Here is a 17447-nt window from a genome sequence, read left to right as displayed (position 1 = left end):
CGCGCATGACGACGCGTCACCACGACTTCCAGGCCCTGCACAACTTCCGCGACCTGGGCGGCTACCCGGCCGCCGACGGACGGTCCGTACGGTGGGGCCTGCTCTACCGCTCCGACTCCCTCGGCAAGCTCACCTCGGACGCCGACCTCGACAAACTCCGGGCCCTCGGCATACGGACCGTGATCGACCTGCGCTACCCCTGGGAGATCGCCGCCAAGGGCCGGGTGCCCGAGCTCGACGGGCTGGAGTACCACAACCTCTCGATCGAGCACCGCCCGTACGACCAGGCCGAGATCGACCCCGGACTCGACCCCTGGCGCTACCTCGCCGACCGCTTCGCCGAGGTCGCCGAGGACGGGGTGAAGGAGATCCGCCAGGTCCTGGACGTGATCACCGCCGCCGAGGCCCCGGTAGTCTTCCACTGCGCCTCCGGCAAGGACCGCACCGGCCTCATCGCCGCCCTGCTGCTCACCCTGCTCGGCGTCGCCGAGGACGACATTGCCGCCGACTTCGCCCTCACCGAACTCGCCACCGCACAGCTCGTCGCCGACTGGCACGCCGCCCACCCCGGCCGCACCCTGCGCTGGCCCGGCTTCGGCCGCGCCCCGGAGACCGTCATCCGCCTCACCCTCGCCGACCTCGCCGCCCGCCACGGCTCCGTCGAGGCCTACCTCACCGGCACCCTCGGCATCGACCGCGAGCAGATCACCGCCCTGCACACCCGCCTGCTCACCGCCTGAGCCCTCAGCCGCACGGCCCGTACGACCCGCACCGCGACGACTCGGGGCGATAACTCGGTGGCGGGAAGAGACGGTTGCGAACGAGCATGTCGGTATGACCGAGCAACCTGTGCGATGGACCGAGGCGACCGTCTACCCCGACATGTGGGCCGACCCGGACGACGACCCCCGCAACAGCGACGGACCGAGCCCGGACGGCGAACCCGGCGCGATCCACGACTGTCTGACGAACTACCGGCTGACCCTGCGGATGAAGTGCCAGGGCCTGGACGCCGAACAGCTCGCACGGCGCTCGGTGCCGCCGTCGACGATGTCGCTGCTCGGGCTGGTCCGGCACCTCGCCGAGGTGGAGCGGGACTGGCGCAACTGGCTCACCGAGGACGAGCGGCTGCCGAAGCTGTACGGCGCGCGGGACGCGGACTTCGACGGGGCCGTCGCCGACCCGGCCGTGGTGGAGGCCGCGTTCCGCGACCTGGACCGCGAACAGGCGGCGACCGACGCCGCGTTGGCCGGCTACCCGGACCTGGGCGAGCGGGTCGGGCGGGGCCGGGTCGCGATCCGGGAGCTGCTGATGCACCGGATCGACGAGTACGCCCGCCACTGCGGGCACGCCGACCTGCTGCGCGAGTGCATCGACGGCCGGGTGGGCCAGTAACGGCCTCAGCGTCGGCGCGATCGGCCCGGTCGGCCTGGTCCGCCCGGGCGGCCGGCGCCGCCCGTGCCCGAGCGGGGCTTCGCCGTCGGCGCCGCCGCCACCGGGGAGGCCGTGGCGGGCCAGTGGGCCGGGCGCTTGAGGCCGTCCGGCAGGCGGGTGGCGGCGTCGCCGCGGGCGGCGTCGAGCTGGGCCTGGGTGAGGAAGAGCGCGGTGCTGAGGTCGGCGCCGGCCAGGTTGGTGTCACGCAGGTCGGCGCCGATGAGGTCGGCCAGCCGCAGGTCCGCCCCGGAGAGGTCGGCGGCGACGAGCAGGGCACCGCGCAGGTTGGCGCCCTGCAGGTCGGCACCGCGCAGGCGGGCGCCGAAGAGGTCGCCGCCGCGGTGCTCGCGCCGGCGCGGGACGGACGCCCGGACCAGCTCGCTCGCCCGCAGCAGCAGCTCGCTGACCCGCTGCCGGTGAGCCGGGACGTCGACGGCGAGGATCTGCTCGGGGGTGCCGCCGGCCAGCCGGTCGGTCTCCTCCAGGGCCTGCCGCAGCTCGGCGTGGACGGCCCGGGCCGGGGCGAAGGCCAGCGCCTCGGTGAGGTAGCGGAGCAGTTCGTGCAGCTGCCGCACGATCGGGAAGACCTCGAACATCTGCCCGGCGCTGTCCGGTTCCTCGCGCCAGCTGCGGCCGCCGAAGGTCACCTGGGAGACCCGCTGCCCGGCGCCGAAGCAGTCGTAGACGGTGCAGCCCTGGAAGCCGCTGTCCCGCAGCCGCACGTGGATGCCGCAGCTGAAGTCGGCCTGCAGGTTGCGGCAGGGGGTGCCGGCCGCCTTGTTCACGGCGAAGTCGGTGCCCGCGGCGAACGGCAGGGCGACGCAGCAGAGCCCGAAGCAACTGCCGCAGTCGGCGTGGAGCGGGGTCGGCGCGGCCGCCGTGGGGTCCTGCGGCGACTCGGTCTCGCGCACGTTCCGGGGTCCTTCCACCAGCTGGGCGCCGGGGCGACGCCGTGAACCCGGAAATTCTACTGGGCTGGGCAGGCCGCCCCCGCATCGGTAAGATGCACAAGGCATCAGGGACTATTACACGTAGCGCACGGAACACGGGGTGGACAGCCATGACGGAACCGGACATCAGAGAGCTGGTCCGGATGTGGGTCTCGGGCTGGACCGTCTCGCGCGGCGCCGCCGAGCCGGTGGACCAGCCGTGGGGCTGGACCATCGACGTCGGCGCACCCGACCGCGAGGTGGGCCGGCACGTGCTGCCCGAGCCGACCGAGGCCGAGGTCCGCAAGATCGCCGAGGCCACCACCGCGCCGACCACCTGGCTGAAGCTGTTCGCCGAGGACGCCATGGTGCGCCCCTGGCTCGGCCCGCGGTGGCGGCTGGACGGCCCGGCCTTCCTGATGACCGTCCCGCTCGCCCCCGAACGGCCCGCGGTCCCGGCCGGCCACACCGTGACCACCTGGGAGCGGGGCGGCGTCCTGCGGGTGCTGGTGCGCACCGAGGCCGGGCACCTGGCCGCCCGCGGCCAGGCGGGCCTGGCCGGCCCGGTGGCCGTGCCGGACCAGATCACCACCGCACCCGAGTTCCGCCGCCGGGGCCTGGGCGCCGTGGTGATGCGGACGCTGCAGTCCGCCGCGTACGAGGCGGGCGCCCGCACCGGCGTGCTGGTCGGCACCCCGGAGGGCCGGGCGCTCTACACCGCGCTCGGCTGGACCACCCACTCCCCGATGGCGAGCCTGGTCCTGGAGCCGGAGTCCGGAGTGTCCTAGCAGTTCAGCCGTACGGCAGCAGCTCAGCCCGCTTCGGCGGGCGGCCGTCGCCGGAGGAGCGGCCGGTGAGCCGGCGGCCGATCCACGGACCGAGGTGACTGCGCAGCCAGCGGGCGTCGTCCCGCAGCCGCTCGGTGCGGCCGGGCGGGGCGGCGGCGGGCAGCGGGGCACGCCAGTCGAAGGTGGCGGGGCGGCCGAGTGCTTCCAGTACGCCTTCGGCGACCCGCCGGTGGCCCTCGGGGGACAGGTGCAGGCGGTCCTCGGCCCAGAGCCGCCGGTCGTCGAAGCAGGGCGCGGAGAAGAGGTCGACGACGACGATGCCGTCCTGTCGGCCGAGCTCCTGCACGAAGCCCTTCATCCGCAGGATGGTGGGCAGCAGCCGGGCGCTGCCGGCCATCCGCCGGGTGGGGTCGGTGCTGGTGAACAGGACGACGGTGGAACCGGCGGCGCGCAGTTCGCGCACGCAGTCGCCGAGCAGCCGCTCGACCCGGTCGATGTCGCAGCCGGGGCGCAGCACGTCGTTGAGGCCGCCGGCCAGGGTGACGAGTTCGGCGCCCATGGCGGCGGCGGGGGCCAGCTGCTCGGCGTGGATCTGGCCGATGAGCTTGCCGCGGACGGCGAGGTTGGCGTACCGGAAGCCGCCGTCCGCCGGCCCGGACTGCCCCGCCTGCCCCGACTGCCCTGCCGGTTCCGCCCGCTCCGCCCGCTCCGCGTGCTCCGCGTGTTCCGCCGCCAGGGCCCGGGCGACCCGGTCGGCCCAGCCCTGGTAGTGGCCGTCGGGCAGCAGGTCGTCGCACATGCCCTCGGTGAAGGAGTCACCGACGGCGACGTAACTGGCGTAACTGCGGATGGTGGTGGGCACGGACTGGTCTCCGCTCTCCTGGGTTGGCTTCGCGGTCCGACGATCGTACGACCGCGCTCGCAGCACCCGGCAGCGAGGGCCCGCGAGAACCGACGCGAGGCCCTGACCACGGCGCTCATCGCGCGCCGACCGTTCGCTTACCGGCCCGCGCCATGCTCGTGCCCACGGGGCGGCGGCCGGCGACGGGGGCCTTGCCGCCGCCCCACCCCTGCTCCCACCCCCGCCCGGCTCGGCCCCCGCTCAGCCGTCACCCCGCGACGGCCGCTGCCTCGCCCTCCGCCTTCCGGGGCGTGAACCAGTGCGCGCGCACCGCGTCGGTGGGCCGCTGCTCGCCGAGGGCGGACAGGCCCCACTCCCCCAGTGCCGCTATGACCGGCCGCAGTTCGCGTCCGCGTCCGGTCAGCTCGTAGACCGTCGCGTTGGCGGGCCGTTCCAGTCGGCGCCGCTCGACCAGGCCCTCGCCCTCCAGCTGCTTGAGCCGGGCGGCCAGGATGTCGGTGGAGACGCCGGGCAGGTCGGCGTGCAGGTCGGTGTAGCGGCGCGGGCCGCCGAGGAGTTCACGGACGATCAGGAGGCTCCAGCGTTCCCCCACCGCGTCCAGGGCGCGGGCGACGGCGCAGTACTGGTCGTAGCTTCGGCGTGACATGTGGATCAGCATAGCCAAGAGGTTGGACTTTCCAAGTGCCAACTTGGTAGAACAAAGCAGAAGCAGCGGAGCGGTGGTGACGGTCGGGAGGCCGCAGATGGAGTTTCGGCAGTCCAGCAAGCTGAATGACGTGTGCTACGAGATCCGCGGCCCGGTGGTCGACCAGGCCAACGCGCTGGAGGAGGCCGGGCACAGCGTGCTGCGGCTGAACACCGGCAACCCGGCGCCGTTCGGCTTCGAGGCGCCCGAGGAGATCCTCCAGGACATCATCCGCAACCTGCCCAAGGCGCACGGCTACAGCGACTCGCGCGGCATCCTGCCGGCCCGCCGCGCGGTGGTGCAGTACTACCAGCAGCGCGGGGTCCAGGGCGTCACCGTCAACGACGTCTACCTCGGCAACGGCGTCTCCGAGCTGATCCAGATGGCCGTCACCGCGCTGGTGGACGACGGCGACGAGGTGCTCGTGCCGATGCCCGACTACCCGCTCTGGACGGCCGTGGTGCGGCTGGCCGGTGGCAAGGCCGTGCACTACCTGTGCGACGAAGAGGCCGAGTGGTACCCGGACCTGGACGACATCGCCGCCAAGATCACCGCCCGCACCAAGGCGATCGTCGTCATCAACCCCAACAACCCCACCGGCGCCGTCTACCCGAAGGAACTGCTGGAGGGCATCCTCGACCTCGCCCGCCGCCACCAGCTGATGGTCCTGGCCGACGAGATCTACGACAAGATCCTCTACGACGACACCGAGCACCACTGCCTGGCCGCCCTCGCCGACGACGTGCTCACCCTCACCTTCAACGGGCTCTCCAAGGCCTACCGGGTGGCCGGCTTCCGCAGCGGCTGGCTGGTCGTCTCCGGGCCCAAGCAGCACGCCACCGACTACCTGGAGGGCCTGACCATGCTCTCCGGCATGCGGCTGTGCCCCAACGTGCCCGCCCAGTACGCCGTCCAGGCCGCGCTCGGCGGCCACCAGTCCATCAACGACCTGGTGCTGCCCGGCGGCCGGCTGACCGAGCAGCGCGACATCGCGGTCAAGGCGCTCAACGAGATCCCCGGCGTCAGCTGCGTCAAGCCCAAGGGCGCGCTGTACGCCTTCGCCAGGCTCGACCCGGCCGTCCACCGGATCGTCGACGACGAGCGGTTCGTGCTGGACCTGCTGCTGCGCGAGAAGATCCACGTCGTCCAGGGCACCGGCTTCAACTGGCCGCGCCCGGACCACTTCCGCTTCGTCACCCTGCCCCGCGCCGACGACCTGGAGACGGCCATCAACCGGATCGGTCGCTTCCTGGCGACGTACCGCCAGGTCTGATCCGTAGGCTCGGCCCATGACCGTCCTGCGTTCCGTCGCCCTGTTCCTGCTCGCCGCGCTCGCCGAGATCGGCGGCTGCTGGCTGGTCTGGCAGAGCGTGCGCGAGCAACGGCCGTGGTGGCTGGCCGGGGTGGGGGTGGTGGCGCTCGGGGCGTACGGCTTCGTCGCGGCCCTGCAGCCGGACAGCCACTTCGGCCGGGTGCTGGCCGCGTACGGCGGGGTGTTCGTGGCCGGCTCGCTGCTGTGGGGCGTGCTGGTGGACGGCTTCCGGCCGACCCGCTACGACGTGCTGGGCGCGCTGGTCTGCCTGGCCGGGGTCGCCGTGATCATGTACGGGCCGCGCCGCTGAAGCAGCGGGCCCCGGCGCCGAGGTCTCCTCGACGCCGGGGCCCGGTACGGGCGTTCGGGGACTACCAGCCCCAGCCGCCGCCCTCGCCGTCGTCGTCGCGGCCCGAGTCCCAGCCCTCGCCGACCTTGCGCAGGATCGAGTAGTTGTCGATCTGCGTGCCGTCCTCGGCCAGCGCGGTGACCTTCATGACCGACTTCTGGCCCAGGCGCGCCGGGGTGACGTCGACCTTGATGAAGGAGTAGCCGGTGTAGCGCACCCGCGACCACTGGATGGTCTCGGGGACCTTCACCCGGCCCTTGCCCCAGTAGTAGGTCTTGACCTCGTCCTGGTGGTTCTCGTGCCCCTCGTAGGTGTCCGGCACGTCGAACTTGTACAGGCTGCGGCCGGCCGCACCCGCGGTCACGTAGACCACGCCGTCCTTCTCGGGCTCGATGGTGGCGCCGCTCGGCACCTGCTTCGAGACCTTGTTGCCCAGGATGGCGTCGGTGCGCTCGTAGATGTGGTTGTGGCCGTTGATGACCAGGTCCACCCGGTACTTCTCGAACAGCGGCACCCAGGCCTCGCGGACACCGCCCTCGGAGGCGTGCGCGACGGTGGTGGAGAAGGCGCAGTGGTGGAAGAAGACCACGACGAAGTCGACGGTCTCGTCGCTGCGCAGGTCCTTGAGGGTGCGCTCCAGCCACGCGGTCTGCTTGTTCGCCGAGACGCCCAGGTTGGCCGGGATCTCGTAGGAGACGTCGTTGGCGTCCAGGGAGATGACGCCGACGTTCTTGTAGCGGAAGGTGTAGACGCCGGGGACGGCGCGCGGGTCCGGCCCGTTGTTCGGCAGGAAGAAGCGGGCGTTCTCGCCGCCGTAGCCGTTGGGCGAGTACCAGGCCTCGACGTCGTGGTTGCCGTAGGCGACCATCCACGGGATCTCGGCGGCGACCGTCTCGGTCTGCACCAGGAAGTCGTCCCAGGTCTTCGCGTTGAAGACGGACTTGTCCGGGTCGGTGCCGGAACCGGCCGGGTCGGCGTAGCAGATGTCGCCGGCGTGCAGGTGGAAGGCCGGCTTCTGAGCCTTGATGATGTGGTCGTTGCCCGCCGCGTGCGAGCTGACGCCCTGGTCGCCGAAGGCGGTGAAGGTGAACGGCTCGTACACCTTGCCCCAGCGGTGGTCGCGGGAGGGCGCGGTGCGGAAGGTGTGCAGGGTGGAGATCTGCTGCTGCGAGGCCGGGTCGAAGCCGTCGTGGCCGACACCGTAGTAGTAGGTGGTGTCGGGGTGCAGGTCCTCCAGCGCCACGTGCAGGTAGTACTGGTCCACCGGCTGGCCGGTCGGGGTCAGCGCGGGGGTGTGCAGGGCGCGGACCTCGGCCTGGACCTTGTGGCTCAGCTCCCACGGGTGCTTGCCGAAGCGCAGGAAGGGCTTCTTGACCGGCGCCGGGACCTGCCAGGAGACGCGGAACTGGGTGTCCGGCTCGGGGCCGAACTGGAGGTGACGGCCGATCGGCGCGACCAGCGCGCCGTCGATGCCGTCCGTCGTGCCGCCCGTCAGCAGCTGCGGACCGGCGGGAGCGGCGAAGGCGGTACCGCTGCCCAGGGCACCGCCGACGGCGACGGCGCCGACGGTCACGGCCCCGGCGCGCAGCATCCGGCGGCGGGAGAAACGGGCCCGCAGGTACTCGTGCTGCTCGGCCATGCTCATGCGGTCGGCGAGCTTGGCCGGCACGCCCATGTTGGGGATATCCATGCGCGGGACTCTGTCAGCGGTGCGTGGATCGAACACGACCGCGGGATGAACGGGCCGCAGCGCATCCCCCATTCGAACACCAATGTTCGACCATGGTTCGGTAAAGGACGTGTCCACGTCGACCCGACACCGGATCATGGCCCCGGCCGGACCAGCTCGCTGAGGGTGCTTCGGGTCCGGCCCTCCGGAGGAGGAACGTGCCGCAGGGTCAGGACGGTTCGTCCCACTGCGTGGCGGTGCGGTTCCCGGTGCCGTCGCAGGTGCGGCAGATCTCGTCCCGGTAGGCGTGCTTGGCGCCGGTCGCATCCACCCGGTAGCGCACGTACACGCCGGTGCCGTCGCACAGGAAGCAGTTGCCGCCCCCGCCGCCCACCTCGGTGGTGCCGGTGCCCTGGCAGGTGCGGCAGCTGAGGCCGGCGGTCCGGCCGGTGCCCGCGCAGATGCGGCAGACCGTCGTCATCGTCTTCCTCCCTCGCGCGGAACCTGCTCGACGCCACCGGTCATGGTAGTGGTGCGGGTGGCGGAGCGGTCCTCGGGTGACGATCGGACGGCCCGACGATCAGACGGATCAGACGACCCGACAGCCCGACGGTCAGTCGGGCAGCGCCTCGCGGACCCGGCGGGAGACCGAGATCAGCTGGAGGTCGAGCAGACCGGGCGGGTCGGCGAGGCCCGGGCCGCCCGCCTGCACCCAGGCGGCTATGTCGTCGATCATCTCGTCCATCAGCACGAAGCCGAGCCAGACCGGCCGGCCGCCCGCCGCCCGGCCCTCGCTGGAGGGGCCGACCACCACCACGTTCGACTGGGTGCACACGTCCAGGCACTTGACGGCCCGGACCCGGCCCGCCGAGCCCACCGCCGTCCGCAGCCGCTCGTACTGCCCCGCGTGGTCGACGCCGGGGTGCTTCGCCTCGGTGCCGCAGCAGCATCCGCGGCAGACGGTGACGGTCACCGGGGAGGCGGCGCCCCGCTTCCGGCCACCGGCCCGTTCGCTGCTCCGTTCACTGCCCCGGGCGGCACCGTCGCGGTCGCGGTCTCGGCGGCTCATCGGTTCCTGGTACCCCTCGTGGTCGGCGGCGCGCTCTGCACCCGCACTGTACCCGCCGGCCGGGGGCCGCCCGACCGGCCGGTGACAAGCGAGTGCACGAATTCCGCTCCACCGCGTTTCGGAAATACCTCCGATACGCGGTGGAGCGGAATTCGAAATGTCGGCGACTCTCATCTGACGGAATTTCGGCAATTTCTGCGCAAAGCATGGACGGGCGCGAAACCTGGCAGTAACTTACCTGCGAGTAGCTGTGGCCCGGCTCGGCACGACCCCCACCCGTCGTTTCTCTCCCCCAGGAGGAACCGTGCTCCGCCCTGCCCGGAAATCCCGGCACCTCCGGAATTCCACCGCCCTCGCCGCGGTCGCCCTCGGTGCCGCACTGGCACTCACCTCGACCAGCGCCCAGGCCGCCACCCCCGCCCCGAAGCACTACGTGGCGCTCGGCGACTCCTACGCCGCCGGCGCCGGCGTGCCCGGCCAGTCGGCCGGCCTCTGCCTGCGCTCCGACCACAACTACGGCCACCTGGTCGCCGCGGCCCTCGACGCCGGCGCGTACACCGACGTCACCTGCGCCGCCGCCAAGGTCAAGGCGATGACGCAGCCCCAGTACGACGCCTTCATCAGGGTCAACGACCCCCAGCTGGACGCGCTGACCCCCGACACCGACCTGGTCAGCCTCGGGATCGGCGGCAACGACCTCGCGGCCAGCGACCTCGGCCTCGGCGAACTGGTCGCCACCTGCATCGCCGGAGCGGTCGTCAACCCGCTCGGCACGCCCTGCAAGGACGTCTACCACCACGGCTACTGGGACTGGCGCACCTGGTCCTGGCAGTACGGCAACGACGACCTCGCCGAGCGGATCACCGACACCATCGCCCCGCAGATCGCCACCACCCTCCGGCAGATCCACGCCAAGGCGCCCAGGGCCAAGGTGCTGCTGGTCGGCTACCCCTCCGTGCTGCCCGCCGACGGCTCCACCTGCATCCTGCGCCAGCCGGTCACCCCGGGCGACGTCGAGTACATGCACGGCGTCCTCGACAAGCTGAACGCCGCGCTCAAGGCCACCGCGGCGGCCGGCGGCGCGACCTACGTCGACACGGCGACGCCGACCCGCGGGCACGACGTCTGCTCGGACGACCGCTGGATCGAGGGCGCACTGCCCGGCTCGCCCGCCGTGCCGTTCCACCCGAACGCGACCGGCGAGAAGGTGATGGCCGACGCGGTGCTCGCCGCGCTGCGCTGATCCCGGGTACCCCGAGGGGCGGCGACCAGACCCCGGTCACCGCCCCTCGGTCCCGCCTGACCGTGCGTCGCTACTCGGACTCGGCCGCGGCGCCGGCCGCCAGCCCGGCCGACCACTTCTCCTCGACGTTGCCGAACTTCCAGTAGGCGATCGCCGCGGCCCAGGTGAGCACGAACAGTCCGACGATGGCGTAGCCGACGAAGTTGAGGTCCAGCGCGCCGATCCAGGCGACCGGCCCGCTGGTGATGTCCAGCTTCTCGCCGAGCAGGCCGATCAGCTCGATCGAGCCGATGACCAGCGCCACCAGCACCGAGAGCCCGGTGACGGTCAGGTTGTAGTAGATCTTGCGGACGGGCTTGGAGAAGGCCCACTCGTACGCGAAGTTCATGAACGAGCCGTCGATGGTGTCCAGCAGGCTCATCCCGGCCGCGAACAGGATCGGCAGCGTGAGCAGCGCGTACCAGGGCAGCGAGAAGGCCGCCGCGCCGCCCGCCAGCACCAGCAGGGACACCTCGGTGGCGGTGTCGAAGCCCAGGCCGAACAGCAGGCCCACCGGGTACATGTGCCACGGCTTGGTGACGGCCCGGGTGACCCGGCCGAGGATGCGGTTCATCAGCCCGCGCCGCTCCAGCTGGCGCTCCAGCTCGGCCTCGTCGTACTCGCCCTCGCGCATCTTGCGGAAGACCTTGAGGATGCCGTTGAAGGCACCCAGGTTGATCAGGCCGAGGAGCAGCAGGAAGGTGCCGGAGACGGTGACGCCGATCAGGCCGGTCATCTCGTGCAGCGTCGAGTCGTCGGCCTCGACCTGGTCGGCCAGCGAGCGGATGCCGAAGGCCAGCAGCGCGCAGAGGCCGAAGACGATCGAGGAGTGCCCGAGCGAGAACCAGAAGCCGACCGACAGCGGCCGCTTGCCCTGGCCCATCAGCTTGCGGGTGGTGTTGTCGATCGCGGCGATGTGGTCGGCGTCGAAGGCGTGCCGCATGCCGAGGGTGTAGGCGGTCAGGCCCATGCCCGCACCGAACACCTGGCCGCCGACGTCGTAGCGCTCGGGCGCGACCAGCGCGAGCAGGGTGAACCAGCCGATGACGTGCAGCGCGAGGATGAACCCGCCCATTCCGGCCAGGCGCATCCACTCCTCACGGGTGAGCCGGTCGCGCCAGCGGGGGGCGGTCATCTTGGTGTCCTTTCGGCGGAGCAGGCGGAGCCGGGCCATCTTTCCGTCTGGACGCACGCAGTTGCAAGTCATGCGCAATTACGGTTCGGTTTCCGCCCGCCGCGAGATCGTCACAACCCGTACAGTGCTTCGTCACCTCCCAGGGCTGTCACCGGTCGCTCTACGCGCGGATACTCACGTTCTACGCGCGAAAACTCGGGCGCCGACAACCTCAACTCCCCACGGAGGAACGGCACATGACGATCCGTATTCGAACCGTCGCGGCTCTCTCCGGCGCGGCGCTGCTCGCCGCCGGCCTCACCACCCTCGCCCCGGCCGCCACCGCCGCCACCGCCGCGACCGCCGCCCCGGCCTCCGCCACCGCCGTGCACACCCTGAGCACCACGCCCCACCGGGTGCTGTTCGACAACAGCAAGGCCGAGACCGCCGGCAACGCCGACTGGATCATCAGCACCAGCCAGCCCGACCCGCTCGCCCAGAACCCCAGCCCCACCACCGAGAAGAGCTGGACCGGCGCGCTCTCCGCCTGGGGCGTCGCCCTGCAGAAGACCGGCCAGTACAGCCTCAAGACCCTCCCGTCCGGCTCCACCATCACCTACGGCACCGGCGGCGCGCTCGACCTCGCCAACTTCGACACCTTCGTGATCCCGGAACCGAACATCCGGCTGAGCGCGGCCGAGAAGACCGCGGTCATGACCTTCGTCCGGAACGGCGGCGGGCTCTTCCTGATCTCCGACCACACCGGCAGCGACCGCAACAACGACGGCTGGGACTCGCCGAAGATCATCAACGACCTGCTGACCAGCAACGGCGTCAACAACAACGACCCGTTCGGCTTCTCGGTCGACCTGCTCAACATCACCACCGACAACCCGCGCGCCATCAACGACGCCACCGACCCCGTCCTGAACGGCTCCTTCGGCACCGTCACCGGCTCGATCCTGCGCAACGGCACCACCTTCACCCTCAAGCCCGCCGACAACCCCTCGGTCAAGGGCCTGGTCTACCGGACCGGCTACAGCGGCAACACCGGCGCCTTCTTCGTCACCAGCACCTTCGGCTCCGGCCGGGTCGCCGTCTGGGGCGACAGCTCCCCGATCGACGACGGCACCGGCCAGTCCGGCAACACCCTCTACAACGGCTGGGACGACCCGGCCGGCACCGACGCCGCCCTCGCCCTCAACGCCACCGCCTGGCTGAGCAAGGCCTGACCGCCGCGGGGCCCTCGCCGGGAAAGCCGCGGGGCCCTCGCGCGCGGCCCTCGCCAGGAAAACGGCCGGTTCCTCCCCTAGGGTCGGAATGCCGACGCCCGCGGCGGGTACGGGTGCCCCGTCCCCGCCGCGGGCCCGCCGGCGCCCACCCGGCCCGGGACCCGATGGGAGCGGCCATGCCGTCGTACCCCTTCCACACCACCCGCGAGGACGTCCGCATCCCGCTGCCCGACGGCACCCGGCTGGCCGCCCGGCTGTGGCGGCCGGTCGGCGACGAACCCGTCCCCGCCCTGCTGGAGTACTCCGCCGGCCGCCTCACCGACCGCACCGCCGCCGAGGACGCCCGCCGCCACCCCTGGTACGCCGGCCACGGCTACGCCGCCCTGCGGGTCGACACCCGCGGACACGGCAACTCCGACGGCACCCCCGGCGAGCCCGGCGGCGAGCAGGAGCTGGCCGACGGCGCCGCCGTCGTCGACTGGCTCGCCCGCCGCCCCTGGTCCACCGGCCGGGTCGGCCTGCTCGGCACCGGTGCCGCCGGCACCACCGCACTGCGGCTGGCCGCCCGGGCCCCGGACACCGTCGGCGCCGTGGTCACCGCCTGCCCCGAAGGCGGCCACCGGCTCGGCGGCGCCGTACTCGCCGCCGACCTGCACACCCGGCTCACCGCCCTCGTGGCCGACGCCGCCCTGCCCCCGGACCCGCGCCACGTCGGCGACGCCTGGCGCAGCCGCTGGCTGGCCCGCATGGAGGCCCTGGAGCCGCCCGTCGACGCCTGGCTCGCCGCCGGCGACAGCACCGTGCCGGTCTCCGCGCCGGTGCTCGCGATCTCCGCCTGGGACGACCCGTCCTGCTCCTTCGTCCTGCGCCTGCTCGCCGAATCCCCCACCGCACGCGCCGTGATCGGCCCCTGGCCGCACGGTCTGCCCGAGGACGTCCTGCCCGAGACCCTGCGCTGGTGGGACCACTGGCTGCGCGGCATCGACACCGGCGCCGCCAAGGAGCCCGCCCTGCGCAGCCGGATCGGCACCCGCTGGACCGGCGACGACACCTGGCCCTCCCCCGACGTCCGGCCGATCCACTACGGCCTGGACGGGCCGCTGCGCACCGCCGGCACCGCCGCCGACGACCGCTACGTCCACGTCCGCTCCCCGCAGCACACCGGCCTCAACGCGGGCGCGTACGTCCCGCGCGGGCGCCCCGCCGACCAGCCGCCCGACCAGCGCGAGGAGGACGGCCGCTCGGTCTGCTTCGACTCCCAGCCGCTGCCCGAGCCGGTCGAACTGCTCGGCGCCCCGACCGTCCGGCTGCGCCTGCGGGAGGGCGGGCCCGCCCCGCTGGTCGTCGTCCGACTCTGCGCGGTCGGCCCGGACGGCACCTCGGAGCTGGTCACCCGGGGCGTCCTGGTCGCCGACGGCCCGGACGCCGAGGTCGAACTGGCGGCCTGCGCCCGGACGATCCCGGCCGGGCACCGGCTGCGGCTCGCCTTCTCCTCCGTCTACTGGCCGTGGGTGTGGCCCCCGGCCCGGACCACCGGGTACGCCCTCGACCCGTCCCGCTCCACCCTGAGCCTGCCCGTCCGCCACCTGGCCGCCGACGTCGGCGCCGCCCCCGTCACCTTCGAGACGCCCACCCTGCCCGAGCCGCTCGACATCCACCTCACCGAGCCGCTCACCGCCCGGCCCGAACGCCTCACCGTCCACGACATCGGCCGTCACGAGTGGCGCACCGAACTCTCCCCCGCCACCGACGGCACCCGCACCCACCCCGACGGCCTGGTCCGCGACGAACACACCGTCACCGCCTACCGCATCCTCACCGACACCCCGCTCAGCGCCCAGGCCCGCACCGACCACACCGTACGGCTGGAGCGGCCCGACATCGGCTGGGACGTCACCGTCCAGACCCGCACCCAACTGCGCTGCGACGCCGGGCACTTCCTCAGCATCGTGCAACTGCGGGCGCTGGAGGCCGGGTCGGTGGTGTTCACCCGGGAGTGGCAGCACCGGGTCGCCCGCGAAGGATCCTGACCGATCCCCACCGAGGGCCGGAACGCGGGCCCGGCCGCGGGCCGATCGCGAAAAAGGCTTGCGCAGCGGGCCGTTCAGGCGGAAAGATCATCCCCGACCGAGACACCGCCCGAGGAGGTGAGACCCATGACCGCTGGACCCACGTGGGTGCTCCCCCTTTCCGTCACGGTCGGCGACTGACGTAGCCGTCGCCGGGAGCGCCGCATCATCACAGGCACTTCCGAAAGGCGACCCGCCATGTCCTCTTCTTCTTCCTTCCGCTTCACCTCCGAGTCGTCCTCGAACGGCATCGTCGAACGCGAGTTCACCGTGGGCGACGTCCCCGGAGTCCTCTGGTCGCCCGCCTCCGGCGCCGACCGCGCGCCCCTGGTCCTGATGGCCCACGGCGGCGGCAACCACAAGAAGCACCCCGCGATGTCCGGCCGCGCCCGGCTGCTGGTCGCCGGCAGCGGCTACCACGTCGCCGTCCTGGACGCCCCCGGCCACGGCGACCGGCCCCGCACGGCCCACGACGAGGCGGAGATCGCCGAGCTGTTCCGGGCCAGGGCCGCCGGCGAGCCGGAGGGCCCGATCGTCGTCCGCTACAACGACCACCTGGCGGAGCTCGCCGTCCCCGAGTACCGGGCCGCCCTGGACGCCCTCCAGGAGCTGCCCGAGATCGGCGCCGACGGACGGGTCGGCTTCTGGGGCCTCAACATGGGCACCGCGATCGGACTGCCCTTCGTGGCGGACGAACCCCGCATCACCGCCGCGGTCTTCGGCCAGCACTGGCCCGACACCCTGGCCGAGAAGGCGAAGCGGATCACCATCCCGATCGAGTACGACATGCAGTGGGACGACGAGCACATCTCCCGTGAGGACGGCCTCGCCCTGTTCGACGCCTTCGCCTCGACGGAGAAGTCCCTGCACGTGAACTCGGGCCGGCACAAGGAACTGCCCCGCTTCGAGGCCGACAGCGGCGCCCGCTTCCTGGCCCGCCACCTCGGCGCTGCCTGACCCCCTGTGGCGCCCGCCGGCGCCCGCCGGCGCCCGGCCTTCGCGGCCGGGTGCCGGCGGGCGGGCGCCGCGGGAACCCGGACGGCGGAAATTATGGACCGTCAGGTCAAGAACCTGCTACCGTCCTGACATGGCCCGACCCCGCACCTTCGAGACCGACGCCGTGGTGGAACGCGCGATGCAGGCGTTCTGGACGCTCGGGTACGCCAACACCTCGCCGGCGGCGCTGGCCGAGGCGACCGGCGTGGCGAAGGGGAGCCTGTACAACGCCTTCGGGAGCAAGCGTGAACTGTTCGTGCTCGCACTCGAACGGTACGACCGGCTCGGTGCGGAGTTCGCCGCGGAGCTCCTGGCGCGGCCCGGAACCACCCGGGAATGCCTCCGGGCGTTCCTGCATGACAGCGTTCAGTCCGACCTGACCCACCCCGTCCGCCGCGGCTGCCTGGCCGTCAACACGGCGGTCGAACTGTCCGGCCACGACCCGGAGATCGCCCGCGCGGTGCGCCGCGCCGTGGAACGGACGATGGCCGCGCTGGAGTCCCGGATCACCCAGGGCATCCGGGACGGCGACGTACCCCTCGACCTCGACCCGCGTGCCACCGCCGAGTACCTGATGAACACGATCGCCGGGCTGCGGGTGATGGCCCGCTCCTACGACGCGGCGACCCTGCTCCGCATCGCCGACACCGCACTGACGGTGCTCGGCCCGGCCTGACCCCGCCCTTCCCGCCGCCCGAGGCACGCCCGGACGGGCCCCAAGCGGGCCCCGAGCGGGCCCCGAGGGCGGCCGCACCATGCCCCAGTTCTGGACCTACAGTTCAAGAAAGAAGCGCCCCATGGACCTCCAGCTCACCGGCAAGACCGCAGTCGTCACCGGCGCCAGCCGCGGCATCGGCCTGGCCGTCGCCGAAGCCCTCGCCGCCGAGGGGGTGCGCGTGCTCGGCGCGGCCCGCACCGTGACACCGGAGCTCGACAAGGTCGCGGCGGCGACCGTGTCCGCGGACCTGTCCACCCCCGAGGGCGTCGAGGCCGTCGTCGCGGCGGCACTGTCGGAACTGGGCGGCATCGACATCCTGGTGAACAACGTCGGCGCCGGCGACGCCCAGCACCTCAGCCTCGGCGGCTTCCTCGACGCCGACGACGACCAGTGGCGCCGGATGCTGGACCTCAACCTCTTCAGCACGATCCGCACCACCCGCGCCGCACTGCCGAGCCTGATCGAGCGCCGCGGCGCGATCGTCAACATCTCCTCGATCAACGCCCGCGTCCCCGCGAGCGGCCCGGTCGGCTACAGCGAGGCCAAGGCGGCTCTGAACACCCTGACCAAGCGGCTCAGCGAGGAGTTCGGCCCCCGGGGCGTGCGCGTCAACACCGTCTCCCCCGGAGTGACCGGCAGCCCCCTGTGGCGCGGCCCGGACAGCTTCGGCGCCAAGGTCGCCGCCGCCAACGGCGTCGGACTCGACGACCTGCTGTCGACCCTGCCCCAGCAGTTCCAGATGGCCTCGCCCCGCATCACCGAACCCGAGGAGGTCGCCGCCCTGGTCACCTTCCTGGTCTCCGGCGCCGCGGCCAACATCATCGGCGCCGACCTGGTGATCGACGGCGGCACCATCAAGACCGCCTGACCGGACGGCGACGGCTCCGCCCGGCCGTGCGCCCCACGGGAGGCGGCGGCCGGGCGGGGACGCGGGCCGTC

General features: G+C 72.7%; 16 protein-coding genes and 2 pseudogenes. 11 read left to right on the top strand and 7 right to left on the bottom strand.

All coding sequences use genetic code 11. The features are described from left to right. Positions 1–5 precede the first annotated feature (5 nt). The gene (locus CRP52_RS25180) at positions 6–740 is read left to right on the top strand and encodes a tyrosine-protein phosphatase (protein ID WP_097238466.1); all 735 of its coding nucleotides are present in this window, start codon (positions 6–8) and stop codon (positions 738–740) included. 94 nt (positions 741–834) lie between these two features. Beyond that, positions 835–1395, top strand: a complete 561-nt coding sequence (locus tag CRP52_RS25175) for a DinB family protein (RefSeq protein WP_097238465.1) — start codon at positions 835–837, stop codon at positions 1393–1395. 5 nt (positions 1396–1400) lie between these two features. Here CRP52_RS25175 and CRP52_RS25170 read toward each other — a convergent pair whose 3' ends face one another. Then, positions 1401–2345: a pentapeptide repeat-containing protein gene (locus CRP52_RS25170; RefSeq protein ID WP_257032843.1), complete on the bottom strand. Its 945-nt coding sequence runs from the start codon at positions 2343–2345 to the stop codon at positions 1401–1403. A gap of 149 nt (positions 2346–2494) precedes the next feature. On the opposite strand from CRP52_RS25170, the gene CRP52_RS25165 reads away from it, so the two are divergent. Continuing rightward, the gene (locus tag CRP52_RS25165; protein WP_097238463.1) at positions 2495–3151 is read left to right on the top strand and encodes a GNAT family N-acetyltransferase; all 657 of its coding nucleotides are present in this window, start codon (positions 2495–2497) and stop codon (positions 3149–3151) included. Positions 3152–3155: 4 nt separating this feature from the next. Here CRP52_RS25165 and CRP52_RS25160 read toward each other — a convergent pair whose 3' ends face one another. Further along, the gene (locus tag CRP52_RS25160) at positions 3156–3950 is read right to left on the bottom strand and encodes an SGNH/GDSL hydrolase family protein (RefSeq protein ID WP_257033128.1); all 795 of its coding nucleotides are present in this window, start codon (positions 3948–3950) and stop codon (positions 3156–3158) included. 331 nt (positions 3951–4281) lie between these two features. Further along, positions 4282–4659: pseudogene (locus tag CRP52_RS25155) on the bottom strand (winged helix-turn-helix transcriptional regulator); the annotation flags it as partial. Positions 4660–4756: 97 nt separating this feature from the next. Between CRP52_RS25155 and CRP52_RS25150 the strand changes: the two are divergent. Next, positions 4757–5971: a pyridoxal phosphate-dependent aminotransferase gene (locus CRP52_RS25150; protein ID WP_097238462.1), complete on the top strand. Its 1215-nt coding sequence runs from the start codon at positions 4757–4759 to the stop codon at positions 5969–5971. Positions 5972–5987: 16 nt separating this feature from the next. Further along, a complete protein-coding gene (locus CRP52_RS25145) occupies positions 5988–6320 on the top strand; it encodes a YnfA family protein (RefSeq protein WP_097238461.1) in 333 nt (110 codons plus the stop codon). Between the two features lie 61 nt (positions 6321–6381). On the opposite strand, the gene CRP52_RS25140 is transcribed toward CRP52_RS25145, so the two are convergent. The 3 genes from CRP52_RS25140 to CRP52_RS25130 all read right to left on the bottom strand — a co-directional run bounded on the left by CRP52_RS25140 (position 6382) and on the right by CRP52_RS25130 (position 9097). Further along, positions 6382–8049, bottom strand: a complete 1668-nt coding sequence (locus CRP52_RS25140) for a purple acid phosphatase family protein (RefSeq protein ID WP_097238460.1) — start codon at positions 8047–8049, stop codon at positions 6382–6384. 208 nt (positions 8050–8257) lie between these two features. Continuing rightward, entirely contained in the window at positions 8258–8509 is a 252-nt protein-coding gene (locus tag CRP52_RS25135) for a hypothetical protein (RefSeq protein ID WP_030056971.1), read from the bottom strand. 132 nt (positions 8510–8641) lie between these two features. Further along, positions 8642–9097: a (2Fe-2S) ferredoxin domain-containing protein gene (locus CRP52_RS25130; RefSeq protein ID WP_257032842.1), complete on the bottom strand. Its 456-nt coding sequence runs from the start codon at positions 9095–9097 to the stop codon at positions 8642–8644. A gap of 304 nt (positions 9098–9401) precedes the next feature. Between CRP52_RS25130 and CRP52_RS25125 the strand changes: the two genes are divergently transcribed. Beyond that, positions 9402–10340 carry an SGNH/GDSL hydrolase family protein gene (locus tag CRP52_RS25125; protein ID WP_097238459.1) on the top strand — a complete coding sequence of 313 codons (939 nt, stop codon included), beginning with the start codon at positions 9402–9404 and terminating at the stop codon, positions 10338–10340. Positions 10341–10410: 70 nt separating this feature from the next. On the opposite strand, the gene CRP52_RS25120 is transcribed toward CRP52_RS25125, so the two are convergent. Next, the gene (locus tag CRP52_RS25120; RefSeq protein ID WP_097240329.1) at positions 10411–11514 is read right to left on the bottom strand and encodes a HoxN/HupN/NixA family nickel/cobalt transporter; all 1104 of its coding nucleotides are present in this window, start codon (positions 11512–11514) and stop codon (positions 10411–10413) included. 124 nt (positions 11515–11638) lie between these two features. Here CRP52_RS25120 and CRP52_RS25115 point away from each other — a divergent pair. The 5 genes and pseudogenes from CRP52_RS25115 to CRP52_RS25095 all read left to right on the top strand — a co-directional run. Beyond that, positions 11639–12722, top strand: a pseudogene (locus CRP52_RS25115) (hydrolase); the annotation flags it as partial. A 179-nt stretch (positions 12723–12901) separates the two neighbouring features. Continuing rightward, a complete protein-coding gene (locus CRP52_RS25110; RefSeq protein WP_097238457.1) occupies positions 12902–14755 on the top strand; it encodes a CocE/NonD family hydrolase in 1854 nt (617 codons plus the stop codon). A 237-nt stretch (positions 14756–14992) separates the two neighbouring features. After that, positions 14993–15751: an alpha/beta hydrolase gene (locus CRP52_RS25105; RefSeq protein ID WP_097238456.1), complete on the top strand. Its 759-nt coding sequence runs from the start codon at positions 14993–14995 to the stop codon at positions 15749–15751. Between the two features lie 130 nt (positions 15752–15881). Further along, entirely contained in the window at positions 15882–16466 is a 585-nt protein-coding gene (locus CRP52_RS25100) for a TetR/AcrR family transcriptional regulator (protein ID WP_097238455.1), read from the top strand. 121 nt (positions 16467–16587) lie between these two features. Then, complete coding sequence (locus tag CRP52_RS25095; protein WP_097238454.1) at positions 16588–17376, top strand: SDR family oxidoreductase; 789 nt, start codon at positions 16588–16590, stop codon at positions 17374–17376. The last annotated feature ends 71 nt before the right edge of the window (positions 17377–17447 follow it).

Source organism: Streptomyces sp. 1331.2 (assembly GCF_900199205.1).
Lineage (GTDB): Bacteria > Actinomycetota > Actinomycetes > Streptomycetales > Streptomycetaceae > Kitasatospora.
The sequence above is the reverse complement of the archived record's forward strand: the minus strand, read 5'-3'. Positions and strand labels throughout refer to the sequence as shown.

Coding starts and splice junctions, on each gene's coding strand:
- CRP52_RS25135 (WP_030056971.1), bottom strand. CDS start 8,509: ATGACGACGGTCTGCCGCATCTGCGCGGGCACCGGCCGGACCGCCGGC.
- CRP52_RS25160 (WP_257033128.1), bottom strand. CDS start 3,950: ATGTGCGACGACCTGCTGCCCGACGGCCACTACCAGGGCTGGGCCGAC.
- CRP52_RS25100 (WP_097238455.1), top strand. CDS start 15,882: ATGGCCCGACCCCGCACCTTCGAGACCGACGCCGTGGTGGAACGCGCG.
- CRP52_RS25120 (WP_097240329.1), bottom strand. CDS start 11,514: ATGACCGCCCCCCGCTGGCGCGACCGGCTCACCCGTGAGGAGTGGATG.
- CRP52_RS25150 (WP_097238462.1), top strand. CDS start 4,757: ATGGAGTTTCGGCAGTCCAGCAAGCTGAATGACGTGTGCTACGAGATC.
- CRP52_RS25110 (WP_097238457.1), top strand. CDS start 12,902: ATGCCGTCGTACCCCTTCCACACCACCCGCGAGGACGTCCGCATCCCG.
- CRP52_RS25145 (WP_097238461.1), top strand. CDS start 5,988: ATGACCGTCCTGCGTTCCGTCGCCCTGTTCCTGCTCGCCGCGCTCGCC.
- CRP52_RS25140 (WP_097238460.1), bottom strand. CDS start 8,049: ATGGATATCCCCAACATGGGCGTGCCGGCCAAGCTCGCCGACCGCATG.
- CRP52_RS25130 (WP_257032842.1), bottom strand. CDS start 9,097: ATGAGCCGCCGAGACCGCGACCGCGACGGTGCCGCCCGGGGCAGTGAA.
- CRP52_RS25105 (WP_097238456.1), top strand. CDS start 14,993: ATGTCCTCTTCTTCTTCCTTCCGCTTCACCTCCGAGTCGTCCTCGAAC.
- CRP52_RS25175 (WP_097238465.1), top strand. CDS start 835: ATGACCGAGCAACCTGTGCGATGGACCGAGGCGACCGTCTACCCCGAC.
- CRP52_RS25165 (WP_097238463.1), top strand. CDS start 2,495: ATGACGGAACCGGACATCAGAGAGCTGGTCCGGATGTGGGTCTCGGGC.
- CRP52_RS25095 (WP_097238454.1), top strand. CDS start 16,588: ATGGACCTCCAGCTCACCGGCAAGACCGCAGTCGTCACCGGCGCCAGC.
- CRP52_RS25180 (WP_097238466.1), top strand. CDS start 6: ATGACGACGCGTCACCACGACTTCCAGGCCCTGCACAACTTCCGCGAC.